12 protein-coding genes are annotated in these 12,752 nt (G+C 38.0%); 10 read left to right on the top strand and 2 right to left on the bottom strand.

The annotated features are described in order from the left end of the window. The first annotated feature begins 50 nt into the window (after positions 1-50). From pstB (DL897_RS01910) to DL897_RS01890, 5 genes are all read left to right on the top strand, one after another. Entirely contained in the window at positions 51-815 is a 765-nt protein-coding gene (gene pstB, locus DL897_RS01910; protein WP_240627249.1) for a phosphate ABC transporter ATP-binding protein PstB, read from the top strand. A gap of 21 nt (positions 816-836) precedes the next feature. Beyond that, positions 837-1,598 (top strand): phosphate ABC transporter ATP-binding protein PstB, encoded by a 762-nt coding sequence (pstB, locus tag DL897_RS01905; protein ID WP_145962179.1) that lies wholly within the window; start codon positions 837-839, stop codon positions 1,596-1,598. A gap of 13 nt (positions 1,599-1,611) precedes the next feature. After that, positions 1,612-2,265 (top strand): phosphate signaling complex protein PhoU, encoded by a 654-nt coding sequence (gene phoU, locus DL897_RS01900; protein WP_113657433.1) that lies wholly within the window; start codon positions 1,612-1,614, stop codon positions 2,263-2,265. A 117-nt stretch (positions 2,266-2,382) separates the two neighbouring features. Continuing rightward, positions 2,383-3,261 carry a sulfite exporter TauE/SafE family protein gene (locus tag DL897_RS01895; RefSeq protein ID WP_113657432.1) on the top strand — a complete coding sequence of 293 codons (879 nt, stop codon included), beginning with the start codon at positions 2,383-2,385 and terminating at the stop codon, positions 3,259-3,261. 181 nt (positions 3,262-3,442) lie between these two features. After that, positions 3,443-4,630, top strand: coding sequence for a GTP-binding protein (locus DL897_RS01890; protein WP_113657431.1), 1,188 nt, complete (start codon positions 3,443-3,445; stop codon positions 4,628-4,630). Positions 4,631-4,714: 84 nt separating this feature from the next. Here DL897_RS01890 and DL897_RS01885 read toward each other — a convergent pair whose 3' ends face one another. Continuing rightward, positions 4,715-5,581, bottom strand: a complete 867-nt coding sequence (locus tag DL897_RS01885) for a MurR/RpiR family transcriptional regulator (RefSeq protein ID WP_113657430.1) — start codon at positions 5,579-5,581, stop codon at positions 4,715-4,717. Positions 5,582-5,590: 9 nt separating this feature from the next. Beyond that, the gene (locus DL897_RS01880) at positions 5,591-6,958 is read right to left on the bottom strand and encodes an aspartate aminotransferase family protein (RefSeq protein ID WP_113657429.1); all 1,368 of its coding nucleotides are present in this window, start codon (positions 6,956-6,958) and stop codon (positions 5,591-5,593) included. 348 nt (positions 6,959-7,306) lie between these two features. On the opposite strand from DL897_RS01880, the gene polA reads away from it, so the two are divergent. The 5 genes from polA to DL897_RS01855 all read left to right on the top strand — a co-directional run bounded on the left by polA (position 7,307) and on the right by DL897_RS01855 (position 12,730). Beyond that, positions 7,307-9,961 carry a DNA polymerase I gene (polA, locus tag DL897_RS01875; protein WP_420824097.1) on the top strand — a complete coding sequence of 885 codons (2,655 nt, stop codon included), beginning with the start codon at positions 7,307-7,309 and terminating at the stop codon, positions 9,959-9,961. Positions 9,962-9,980: 19 nt separating this feature from the next. After that, positions 9,981-10,802, top strand: coding sequence for a DNA-formamidopyrimidine glycosylase (gene mutM, locus DL897_RS01870; RefSeq protein ID WP_113657428.1), 822 nt, complete (start codon positions 9,981-9,983; stop codon positions 10,800-10,802). Positions 10,803-10,868: 66 nt separating this feature from the next. Next, positions 10,869-11,516, top strand: a complete 648-nt coding sequence (gene ytaF, locus DL897_RS01865) for a sporulation membrane protein YtaF (RefSeq protein WP_113657427.1) — start codon at positions 10,869-10,871, stop codon at positions 11,514-11,516. Positions 11,517-11,531: 15 nt separating this feature from the next. Then, positions 11,532-12,146 (top strand): dephospho-CoA kinase, encoded by a 615-nt coding sequence (gene coaE, locus DL897_RS01860; protein WP_113657426.1) that lies wholly within the window; start codon positions 11,532-11,534, stop codon positions 12,144-12,146. Next, on the top strand, positions 12,104-12,730 hold the full coding sequence (locus DL897_RS01855; RefSeq protein ID WP_113657425.1) for a lytic transglycosylase domain-containing protein: 627 nt from the start codon (positions 12,104-12,106) through the stop codon (positions 12,728-12,730). The genes coaE and DL897_RS01855 overlap by 43 nt, the downstream gene beginning before the upstream one ends. Positions 12,731-12,752 lie beyond the last annotated feature (22 nt).

Here is a 12,752-nt window from a genome sequence, read left to right as displayed (position 1 = left end):
AGTCTAAATCATTACCAATTACAGTTCAAAAACGGACGAAAAAGGTAAGTATGGATCCGGAAGGTTCTGCTCAATTAGAAATTAAGGATTTAAATGTCTTCTATGGAGAGAAACATGCTGTAAAAGATGTTAGTTTGCCATTTTATAAACAAACTGTAACCGCATTTATTGGGCCTTCAGGTTGTGGAAAATCAACGGTTTTACGGTGCATCAATCGAATGAATGATACAATTCCCGGGGCACGTGTAACAGGAGAAATACTTGTAGAAGATGTAAATGTCAACGATTTAGCTATTAATGCGATTAATCTAAGACGCCATATTGGAATGGTATTTCAAAAGCCGAATCCCTTTGCCAAATCTATTTTCAATAACATCACTTTAGCACCACGTCTCTATGGTGCTTCCAAACAAGAGCAGGAGAAAATGGTTGAAGAAAGCTTAAAAAAAGTAGGGCTTTGGGATGAGGTCAACGATCGACTTCATCACTCGGCATTAGACTTATCAGGGGGACAACAGCAACGGCTTTGTATCGCACGCGCCATCGCTATGAGTCCCAAAATTTTATTACTGGATGAACCAACTTCTGCATTAGATCCTATTTCGACAGCAAAAATAGAAGAGTTGGTCCAAGAGTTAAAAAAGGAATTTACAATTGTAATTGTTACACACAATATGCAACAAGCAGCCCGTATTTCGGACTATACGGCGTACTTTTACATGGGTGATCTGATCGAATGGAGCTTAACCGACCAATTATTTACCAGCCCAAAACGTAAAGAAACAGAAGACTATCTAATGGGTCGATTTGGTTAAGAGGCCAAACGAAGGAGTGGTTTGAGGGTGTCGGATAAAATCAAGGTAGAAAGTTTTAATCTATTCTATGGAGATAACCAAGCGTTAAAAGATATTGGGCTTAATCTGGAAGAGAAAAAAGTAACAGCATTGATCGGCCCGTCAGGCTGTGGAAAATCAACATTTTTACGTAGTATCAATCGGATGAATGATATGATTCCAGGAGTAAGCACCACCGGAATCATCGAAATTGATGGGAAGAATGTTTACAGAGAAGAACAAGATTTAGTTCAGCTAAGGAAAAATGTAGGGATGGTATTCCAACAGCCCAATCCATTTCCGCTTTCGATTTATGATAATATTACGTACGGCCCTCGCATTCATGGAATAACAAAACGGGAAGAATTGGATATGATTGTTGAGCGAACCTTAGTTCAAGCTAATTTATGGGATGAAGTAAAAGACCGTTTGCAATCATCTGCTCTTGGGCTTTCTGGAGGACAACAGCAACGCTTGGTTATTGCTCGTGTACTGGCAATTCAACCAGACGTCATTCTTATGGATGAACCTGCATCCGCTTTAGATCCTATTTCGACGGAGCGTCTCGAAGATCTAATTACCCAATTAAAGAATGACTATACCATTGTGATTGTAACTCATAATATGCAACAGGCAGCAAGAGTTTCCGATATGACTGCATTTTTCTTAAATGGGGAAATTATTGAGTATAGTATGACCAGTCAATTATTTACCAGTCCTAAAGATTCACGTACCGAAGATTATATTAGTGGACGGTTTGGTTAAAGGGGGCTCGTAAATGTCTCGCGCATTTGATGAATCATTGGTAAAACTAAAACAATACCTATTAAAAATGGGTGAAAAAGTAGAAATAGCGCTTGATAAGTCCATTCGCTCTTTCGCGAATCAAGAGATATTTCTAGCTCAAGAAGTGATTGATCATGATAAAGAGATTGATCAATTGGAAGAAAAAATCGATGAATATGTTGCCAAATTGATCGCAACACAACAACCCGTAGCAAAGAATATGCGTAAGCTGGTAGCAGCTCTAAAAATTGTTTCAGACTTGGAACGTATGGGAGATTTAGCTGTAGATATCGCGGAAGTTACGATTCAAATGCGTAATCAAAAAATACCCCCTATTAGAAACGACCATGATATTCGCGAAATGGCTAGGCTGACACAAAGTATGGTACATGATGGGATTAATAGTTATATTACCGGAAATATACAACTAGCTAAAAAAATAGCGGAATTAGATGATCAAGTCGATCAAATGAATTATAATATAATCAGAAACACTACCATATCAATCCATGTTGAGGACTATCCAGAATCATACTTTCTTCTCTGCTTTGTCGCGCACTATTTAGAGAGAATTGGTGATCACGTTACCAATATTGCGGAAAGTGTAATCTATATCGAGACAGGAAAATATATTGACCTAAACTAAAGCAGATGGCAGGAGCTGTAATTGTTCATAAGAGTAAAAAAGAACAAGTACAGCTTTTTTGTTTTCCGCATAGGATATGTCAGATTTTGTTTTGCGACAAGAGAGGGAAGTGAGTGCATGCGTAAACTGATCATTTTATCTCTGATCGGCTTTGCTGCTCAGCTTGTAGATGGTTCTCTTGGAATGGCTTATGGCGTCACGTCTACCTCGTTATTGTTGCTATTTGGTATAGCACCCGCTGTAGCTTCTGCTTCAGTACATCTAGCTGAAGTGGTAACGACTGCTGTTTCAGGTATTTCTCATATTCGTTTTGGTAATGTGGACAAAGAAACGGTTTGGCGAATGACGATACCTGGATCCATCGGTGCTTTTATCGGTGCTTGCTTCTTAAGTCATCTTCCAGGCGAGCAGGTAAAGCCATTTATTGCTACTTTTTTGTTTGGGTTAGGTGTGTATGTTTTGTTGCGCTTTTTATGGATTAGACCAAAAAAACTAACGAATAACTTGCATAAGAGACCGAATTTTCTAATTCCATTAGGTTTTTTCGCAGGATTTCTTGATGCGACAGGCGGGGGAGGATGGGGTCCTATTAGTACTCCTGTGTTATTGAGTAGGCAACATATAGAACCACGTAAAGTTGTAGGATCTGTCGATACAAGTGAGTTTGCTATTGCACTTTCGGCGTCATTAGGGTTTTTTATTTCTTTAGGTTGGAAGCAAGTCGATTGGTTATGGGTAGGCGCATTAATGTTAGGAGGAATTGTAGCCGCACCGATTGCAGCTTGGATTGTGCGAATTTTCCCTGCTAATCTTTTGGGCGTTACTGTAGGAGGATTTATCCTCTTGACCAATGCGAATATTCTGATTAAAACTTGGAAGATCAGTTTAGTTACTTCGTATTTACTTTATAGTTTGATCTTACTCATATGGATCATGAGCTTTATATTTATCTTACGAAAAACAAAAAGAGAGAAACAAAAAGATAAAATAGAATGAATACGAAATACGATTATCTTATTGCAAAGATACAGAATTAAAATAGATGAAAGTATACATATCTATCTCTTGGATATGTATACTTTTTTAATATTATATCGTAATTATTACTATTTACAAATCGTAATAATTACGATATAAAGAAGAAGTTAGATAAGAATAAAAAGAGAGGAAATGAAAGATGAGAAAGATCCCAGTTACGGTACTAAGTGGATATTTAGGTTCAGGTAAAACAACCATTTTAAATCATATTTTACATAATCGACAAGGACTTAAAGTTGCGGTGATTGTAAATGATATGAGTGAAATCAATATCGATGCTGATCTCATAAGTCGTGAAGCTAAACTTTCACGAACAGAAGAAAAATTAGTAGAAATGTCAAATGGTTGTATTTGCTGTACCTTACGAGAGGATTTACTAAAAGAAGTAGAACAGTTAGCTAAAGATGAGGCATTCGACTACATTCTAATTGAATCAACAGGCATTAGTGAGCCGATACCTGTTGCCCAGACGTTTTCATATACTGATGAAGAAAATGGAATTGATCTATCTTCATTGTGTAAGCTAGATACCATGGCTACGGTTGTAGATGCTTATCGTTTTTGGCATGATTTTTCTTCGGGAGAATCCTTATTGGATCGAAAGCAAGCACTGGATCATGAAGATTCACGTGATGTAGTCGACCTTTTAATTGATCAAATTGAATTTTGTGATGTCCTTATTTTAAATAAATGTGATTTGGTTAAAGAAGAAGAATTAAAACAGTTAGAGGGAATTTTACGTAAATTACAGCCCGAAGCTAAGTTAATTCGATCCACACATGGTCAAGTAGATATCAATGAAATCCTAAACACGGGCCTATTTAATTTTGAGAAAGCCAGTCAATCAGCTGGTTGGCTTAAAGAGCTACAAAATGAACATACACCAGAAACAGATGAATATGGTATTTCGTCATTTGTATATCGGAGACATCGTCCCTTTCACCCCGAGCGTTTGCTGGAATGGTTAGACGAATGGCCAGAAGAAATAATCCGGGCAAAAGGGATAATTTGGCTAGCGACACGCCCACGTTATGCTTTTAGCTTTAGTCAAGCAGGGCCTTCAATTCAAATGGGTATATTAGGACTATGGATAGCGGATCTTCCAAAAGCTGAGCAAGTCGCCATTTTGCAAGAGCAGTCTGAGCTTCAAGAGACTTGGGATAAAAAATGGGGAGACCGTATCAATGAAATTGTGTTTATTGGGATACATATGGATCATAAGAAGATAATAGATGAATTAGATCAATTAGTGTTAACGGATGATGAAATGATGGGAAGCTGGGAGCAATTAAAAGATCCTCTGCCAAAAACCGCTGAGGGAGCGTAAAGAGGTAAGTGATAGCCGGCGTGAAAAAACACACGACGGCTATCTTATATACATCGATTCAGCTCAAATGAACCGACTATAGAGTTATTTAGAGGGGGAATAATAAATTTGTTCACTTTCCCACAGTTCTTCTAGATCTGATAGATGTTGTGAAATATTCATTTTATTAGTTTCAGCTACTGTCATCAAAAGTGCATTGATCAGACTAAGTGGAGCTACAAATGAGTCTAAAAATGAAGGAAGTTTACTTGAAGCTACTAAGGTTAGATCGCCCAGCCGAGCGAGTGGTGAACTATGATGATCAGTAATCGCTAAGGTATTTACTCCTCTCTTCTTTACAAACTCGATAGCTTGAATCGTTCGAGATGTATACTGAGCAAAGCTAATCCCAATGACTAGATCTTCAGATCTAAGAGAAGAGAGTTTTTCAAACATGGTATCAGAATCGGGTATAAGCTGTACATTTTTAAGCATTAAATCTAGATAAAATGTTAAGAAATATCCTAATGCGTAAGAACTTCTTAGTGAGACGACTGTTATTGATTTCGCACGATTGATTTGTTTGACAGCTGCATCAAATACTCTTAGATCTATTGTTTGAATCGTTTGTTCAATATTTTTGATATCATCAAGTAAAACATCTGTAGCGAGGCGCTGTTTCTCGGAATAAATATTTTCAGTTAGATTTAGCCGATCTACAGTAGTCAGGCGTTTACGAATGTGCTCTTGGAGACTTTGCTGCATCTCAGAAAAACCTGAGAAGCCAAGATTCGTTGCAAATCGAATGATCGTAGCTTCACCGACTCCTACCTGCTTTGCAACATTGGCTACGGTTAGAAAAGGGACGGTATCTAGATTTTCTTCTAAAAACTTAGCGATTTTTAATTGCGATTTACTCATTCTACTGCTTTTTTCACGTATTAACTGAAATATATTTTTTATATCTGCCATAAATCCCCCTTAGCTAACTATGCTTTTAACCGCTTGCTCAAAACGATTTAATGTTTCAGAAATAATTTGTGATGTATGGGCTATGGATAAAGAAAAGCGATTTTGTGGCTTCACATATACACCTTGATTAAGCAAAGAGAAATCTAATTCTTTACGAGTAGCTAGGTCTGAGCGAAGTACATCCTGAATTTGTAGGACGGGATGTTCACTAAAAACCAGATTAAAAATACTACCATCACCTACTGCTTTCCCTACTATTCCATATCGATGCAAGATTTCCTGCATACCTACTTTTAACTGATGGGTTCTTTTTTCAAGCTCTTGATATACCCCAGTTTTTTCGAGTATACGAATCGTAGCGAGACCTGCTGCTAGTACTAGTGGATGTCCATTATAGGTTCCACTATGAAATAAAATATCGATAGCATTTTTTGTTTTATGTCCGTCACTTACACCTAAAATGTCTCTACGATCAATAGGCGAGCAAACTTGCATGATTTCTTTTCTTCCTCCTACCGCTCCAACAGGGAAGCCTCCGCCTAAAACTTTTCCAAGTGCCGTTAAATCAGGTGTTACACCATATCTTCCTTGTGCACCTGAAAGCCCGAGACGAAATCCAGTTTTCACTTCATCAAATATAAGAACGATTCCATATTGGCGAGTAAGCTCCCTTAATTCTTTTAAAAAGGATGCATCGGGTGGGATATAGCCTCCTTGAACAGGCTCAAGAATGACAGCAGCCAGTTCATGTCCATACTTTTTTAATAGTTCGGCGGTTTGTTCTATTTGATTAAAAGGAAGTACCACTGTGTTTTCCTGATAGTAACTAGGAATCCCGCATGAATCTAACTGAACAGGAGGAAGTTGACTTTGATCCCTTAAAGTAGGATGAACGCTGACTAGTACTTGGTCATAGCCTCCATGATAATGACCTTCAAATTTGGCTATTTTTTGTCGGCCTGTCCATGCCATTGCTAAACGAATAGCGAGCATGGTTGCTTCTAACCCAGAATTGGTATAACGCACGGATTCGATACTGGGATATAAATCAACTAAAGACTTGGCCATTTCTACTTCAAGTAGATGTGGGGTTCCTAAGATCGTTGTTCCTAATTTTTGCAGTTGTTCTTCTATGGCTCTGTAAACTTGCGGATGCCCATGTCCTACAAGAAGTGCTCCATAGCAAAGATTGTAGTCAATATATTTGTTTTGGTCTATATCAAATACATAAGCACCATTAGCGTGTTTCATGACGATAGGATAAGGCTCAAAGTACTTAATATTCGCCGTGACTCCACCTGGCAAGAAAGATTGAGCTTCTTGATAAAAACAGGACGAGTTTCTTGTTCTTTGTAAATAAATGGTTTGGCTATCCATTTTCTTACGCCCCTTTTGAAATATTTATTCCGATAACCAAATAAATCGGAGTATATATTTCATTATACAAGTCTATATGAAATAGTCTAATATGGATAGTTGCATAATTTAGACTCTTTAGCGAAAAATATGAAGATAAATTGAGCTATTCTTTATTATTCATATATAAACGATGGATAAAAAACTGTTTGGAAAAATAATGTGGTCATTAAAATAATTACCATCCAAGAAATAGAAATATATGTTCGTGAAATTAGCTGCGAAGCTGGAAAAATGTAGGTTTCTCATGATACAATAGACATGTTTTTAGCTTGATCGGAGTCGAATTTATTTTAAGTAAAGGTGCGGATGAATCCAGTGAGTAAATTAGTTTTAATCGATGGAAATAGTATTGCGTATCGGGCATTTTTTGCTTTACCACTTTTGTCTAATTCGAGTGGTGTCTATACTAATGCGGCATATGGTTTTACGACGATGCTTCTCAAAGTGATCGAAGAAGAAAAACCTTCTCATATCCTTGTCGCTTTTGATGCTGGAAAGACAACGTTTCGTCATAAAGACTACAAGGAGTATAAAGGAAAGAGAGAGAAAACACCTATAGAGTTATCCGAGCAACTTCCGTTAATTAAGGACATTTTGGATGCTTTTCAGATTCGTTATTTTGAAATGATGGACTATGAGGCCGATGATATTATTGGAACACTAAGTAAACAAGCTGAATCACAGCAACTGGATACCGTAATCATAAGTGGTGACAAAGATATGTTGCAACTAGTTAATAACCATGTTCATGTATGTATCCCACGAAAAGGTCTGTCTGATGCTGTTCGTTATGATCTAAAGAAAGTAGATGAAAAATATGGTCTTACTCCAAAACAAATTATTGATCTAAAAGGTTTAATGGGGGACACTTCCGATAATATTCCTGGAATACCTGGTGTCGGAGAAAAAACAGCACTAAAACTCCTTCACCAGTTTTCAAGTGTTGAAGAAGTATTGGAGCATATTGATGAGATTTCAGGTAAGAAACTACGAGAAAAAGTACGTGAGCATCATGATCAAGCCCTACTTAGTAAAAAATTAGCAACGATTCATTGTGATGTTTCGTTAGACTTTTCCTTAGAAGAATTAGTATATCCTGGTCCCGATGTAGTAAAATTGGCAGAGCAATTTAAGAAACTTGAGTTTAAGTCTTTGCTCGATCGATTAGAAAAAGAAGTAGGAGAAGAATTAACAACCATAGCTTACCAAGATGTTAAGTATACGATCATCACAGCAGACAACCAAAAGGAGTTTCATTCGTTTTTTGATAAAAGAGCTTTAGCTTTTTTTGTCGAGGCTACTTCGGAAAATCCTCATCACGCGGAAGTGATTGGCTTTTCCCTATCAGATGGGGAAGAAAGTTTATTTATTCCACAGGAGATCGCATTAGATTGGGAAGTCTTTGACCAGTGGTTAGGAGATCCTGAACGTACTAAACTGGTATATGATAGTAAAAAAATAAAAATTCTGCTTAAGAATCATCAGAAAACGATCAAAGGGATACAGTTTGATACGTTGATTGCTGCGTATTTGTTAAATCCTTCAGAAACGCAGTTAGAGTTGAGTGAGGTAGCTAGTAAGTATTTGGGACCGACACTACCTAGTGATGAGGAGGTCTATGGAAAAGGAGCAAAGCGGCGAGTTCTCCAAGAAGAGGAATTGGCACAGCATCTCGCTCGTAAAACAATGACCATTTTCCGGATTTCCCCAGTTCTACTGCAAGAAATCCAAGCAACAGATCTGAACTCATTATTATTCGATATGGAAATGCCACTCGCAAATGTTCTAGCAGATATGGAACTGCAAGGAGTTTATATCGATCAAAAGCGACTTGAAGAACTTGGAATTGAATTAAAAGATACATTAGATCGACTGACAGATGAGATCTATGAAATTGCTGGAACTCAGTTTAATATCAACTCTCCCAAACAACTTGGAGAAATCTTATTTGACAAGTTAGGCTTACCTGTTCTGAAGAAGACAAAAACAGGCTATTCTACCAGTGCTGATGTACTCGAAAAATTAGCCCCTCAACATGAGATCGTAGAAAAGATTTTACACTTTCGCCAAGTTGGAAAACTCCATTCCACATACATTGAAGGATTAAAAAAGGAAATTGGTAAAGACGGAAAAATTCATACACAGTTTCATCAAACGATCACAGCAACTGGAAGACTGAGCAGTACAGAGCCTAATTTACAAAATATCCCTATTCGTTTAGAAGAAGGCCGACGTATTCGGCAAGTGTTTACTCCTTCTAACCGGGATTGGCTCATGCTTTCAGCTGATTATTCGCAGATCGAGTTACGTGTACTTGCCCATCTCTCTAAAGATCAAACATTAATTACAGCTTTTAATGAGGGTCGAGATATCCATACACAAACGGCTATGGATATCTTTGAAGTAGGTGCAGATGAAGTTACCTCATTAATGCGTAGACATGCCAAAGCAGTTAATTTCGGGATTGTTTATGGAATTAGTGATTTTGGTTTATCACAAAATTTAGGTATATCTCGTGCTGAAGCGAAAGAGTTTATCGAGCGGTATTTTAAGAGATACCCTGGGGTTAAAAATTATATGGATGAAGCAGTTGAGCAAGCAAAAAAAGACGGATTTGTGACCACATTGTTAAACCGTCGTCGCTATTTACCAGATATCCGTTCTTCTAACTTTACAAAACGTAGCTTTGCAGAACGAACAGCGATGAATACCCCTATTCAAGGAACGGCAGCAGATATCATTAAATATGCGATGATCGAGTTAAACCAAAAAATGAAGGAACAAAATCTTCATAGCCGTTTGTTACTGCAAGTTCATGATGAATTGGTTTTTGAACTTCCACCTTCTGAATTAGAAATCATACGTACATTGGTTCCAGAAGTGATGGAAAATGCACTTCAATTATCAGTCCCTCTAAAAGTAGATGTGAATTATGGGGAAAACTGGTACGAAGCAAAGTAGTATAGAGGGGGAGAAATCATTGCCAGAGTTACCAGAAGTCGAAACAGTGAAACGGACTTTAAAGAACCTAGTTCAAGGTAAAACCATCCGCGATATTACCGTATCTTTGCCGCGAATTATTAAACATCCAGATATAAACCAGTTTCGAAAGTTATTACAAGGAACCACGATTACCGATATAGGTCGGAGAGGAAAGTTTTTAAAAATATATATGAACCCATGGGTACTTGTTTCTCATTTGCGTATGGAGGGGAAATATCGCGTTAGCGATCAATCAGAACCAATTGAAAAACATACCCATGTGATTTTCCATTTTACAGATGGAACAGAATTGCGTTATAAAGATGTACGACAATTTGGGACCATGCATCTTTTTCCGGTTGGAGAAGAAGAGAAAGAGTTGCCGCTTAAAAAATTAGGTCCAGAGCCACTCTCTGATGATTTTCAGCTAAGCTGGTTTAGTGAAACCTTAGTCAAAAGAAAAACAAAGATAAAATCAGTTCTCCTAAACCAAGAATATCTAGTGGGACTGGGAAATATTTATGTGGACGAAGCCCTCTATTTAGCAGGTATTCATCCAGAGAGGGCTGCCTCTTCCTTATCGAATGATGAAATAAAACGATTATATGAGGCGATTCGTCAGACACTACAAACAGCGATTGAAGCTGGTGGTTCATCTGTTCGTTCTTACCTAAATGGTGAAGGAGAGATGGGGATGTTTCAGCTACAGATTCAAGTGTACGGGCGGAAAAATGAGCCTTGTCATCGTTGTGGTCATCCGATTTCACGTATCGTTGTAGCAGGAAGAGGTACGCATCTCTGTGTTCAATGTCAAAAATAACTCACTCATTTCCACTTCTTTCATAAGATAGGTTATGATTCCCTGTCTTATGAAGGAGTGGACGCTATGTGGCAAAGCTTATCCCTGATATGGATTGCCGTTGCAGTGAGTGTAGATAGTTTTGGAGTTGGTATTACTTATGGTCTAAGAAAGATTCGGATTCCTGTCATATCTTGTTTGATTATTGGGATATGTTCTGGGTTTATCATGTTTTTAGCGATGAAGTTAGGTGAATGGCTTTCAGTCTGGTTTTTTCCTGAACTGGCTAAAATGATAGGAGCAGTAATTCTGATAGCGATGGGAACTTGGACTCTTTGTCATCGATGTTTTCCTGAAGCAGAAAAAAATCAGGCTCCTCTCAATCAAGCACCTATCCGAGTTTGGACATTCAGGTTACAAACACTTGGACTCATGATTCAAATATTAAAAACACCCGTTGTAGCAGACATGGACGACTCAGGTGTCATATCAGCAAAAGAAGCTTGTCTCTTGGGGACAGCTTTGTCTCTGGATGCTTTTGGTGCAGGTATCGGGGCTGCATTGATGGGGATATCGCCTATTGTGATCTCGCTAGCTATTGCTGCAATGAGTATTTTATTCTTGAGATGGGGTATGTGGTTAGCTTTTCGCTGTTGCCGTGAACAATGGCATCGCTTGCTTTCTTTTGTACCAGGGATCATTCTTATATTCATTGGTTTATTGCGTCTTCTTTAGAAAGGAAGGGAATGGATGCGGGTTGGATTAACAGGCGGAATTGCTACAGGTAAAAGTACAGTTTCATCCATGTTCGAAGATCACGGAGCTGTGATTATCGATGCAGATCAAATTGCTCGAGAAGTAGTAGAGCCAGGAAGTAAAGGGGCTCAAAAAGTAGAAGAGGAATTTGGCGAGCAAGTTTTTTTTAGTGATGGGAGCCTAAATCGAGCGGCTCTAGGAGAGATTATTTTTCGAAATCAATCTCTACGCCGAAAACTCAACCAAATATTACATCCACTTATTATGGATGAGATGGAATTAAGAACACAGCGTATATTAAAAGAGAATAAGCATAAAATCGTATTCTGGGATGTTCCTTTACTAATAGAAGAGAATTTGACCAATTTCGTCGAAAAGGTTATTGTTGTATATATACCAGAGCCAGTGCAACTAAAACGACTAATGAAACGGAACGATCTCACTGAAGAGGAAGCTCGTCGCCGTATCAATGCGCAAATGTCCATTGAGGAAAAAAAGCGCTATGCTGACTTTCTCATTGACAATAGCGGCACGTTGGAAAATACGGAAAGACAGGTTGATCAGATATGGAATTGTCTAAAGTTAAAAAATGGGTTCAGCCAGCAATAAATGCTCTTCCATCAAAAAGAGTGTTATTAGTTTTGTTAATTATCATCGCTGCTTATCTATTGGTCATGGCTCCGATTTTAAATGAATGGATCTACCCCCTCAAATATGAGGAGTACATATTTAATAGTGCGAAGCAGTATAATACAGATCCATTTTTAATTATGGCAATTATCCGGGTTGAAACTAAGTTTGATCCAAAAGGAAGATCGCGAGTAGGCGCGCAAGGGCTAATGCAAATCATGCCGGAAACGATGGATTGGGCCATTTCCAAAGGGAATTTTTCTCCTTCGCTTAAAAGTTATATCCATGACCCAGCTACAAATATTCAAGTAGGTAGTTGGTATGTTTCCTTTTTAATGGAGAGGTATAAAGGAAATAAAGTGGCCGTAGCAGCGTCATATAATCGTGGGCCCACGAAAGTAGCTGAGTGGATTAGGGAAGGCGTTTGGGATGGTACAAGGAAAAATTCATATAAAATTCCTGTTAAAGAAACACGGGATTATGTAGATCGAGTAACCTACTATTATGATAAATATCGATCACTTTATAAGGATTTGGCAGAAAAGTACAATTATAAATCGTAATGAGAAGGGAAAATAAAAGGAT

It is taken from the genome of Thermoflavimicrobium daqui, from assembly GCF_003313465.1.
In the GTDB taxonomy this organism is placed as follows: Bacteria; Bacillota; Bacilli; order Thermoactinomycetales; family Thermoactinomycetaceae; genus Thermoflavimicrobium; species Thermoflavimicrobium daqui.
This window is presented reverse-complemented; position numbering and strand designations above follow the sequence as displayed.

What these genes read in the sequence shown, in the direction of transcription:
- ytaF (WP_113657427.1), top strand. Translation starts at nt 10,869, where the DNA reads ATGTGGCAAAGCTTATCCCTGATATGGATTGCCGTTGCAGTGAGTGTA.
- DL897_RS01895 (WP_113657432.1), top strand. Translation starts at nt 2,383, where the DNA reads ATGCGTAAACTGATCATTTTATCTCTGATCGGCTTTGCTGCTCAGCTT.
- pstB (WP_240627249.1), top strand. Translation starts at nt 51, where the DNA reads ATGGATCCGGAAGGTTCTGCTCAATTAGAAATTAAGGATTTAAATGTC.
- coaE (WP_113657426.1), top strand. Translation starts at nt 11,532, where the DNA reads ATGCGGGTTGGATTAACAGGCGGAATTGCTACAGGTAAAAGTACAGTT.
- polA (WP_420824097.1), top strand. Translation starts at nt 7,307, where the DNA reads ATGAATCCAGTGAGTAAATTAGTTTTAATCGATGGAAATAGTATTGCG.
- phoU (WP_113657433.1), top strand. Translation starts at nt 1,612, where the DNA reads ATGTCTCGCGCATTTGATGAATCATTGGTAAAACTAAAACAATACCTA.
- DL897_RS01880 (WP_113657429.1), bottom strand. Translation starts at nt 6,958, where the DNA reads ATGGATAGCCAAACCATTTATTTACAAAGAACAAGAAACTCGTCCTGT.
- DL897_RS01890 (WP_113657431.1), top strand. Translation starts at nt 3,443, where the DNA reads ATGAGAAAGATCCCAGTTACGGTACTAAGTGGATATTTAGGTTCAGGT.
- DL897_RS01885 (WP_113657430.1), bottom strand. Translation starts at nt 5,581, where the DNA reads ATGGCAGATATAAAAAATATATTTCAGTTAATACGTGAAAAAAGCAGT.
- DL897_RS01855 (WP_113657425.1), top strand. Translation starts at nt 12,104, where the DNA reads ATGGAATTGTCTAAAGTTAAAAAATGGGTTCAGCCAGCAATAAATGCT.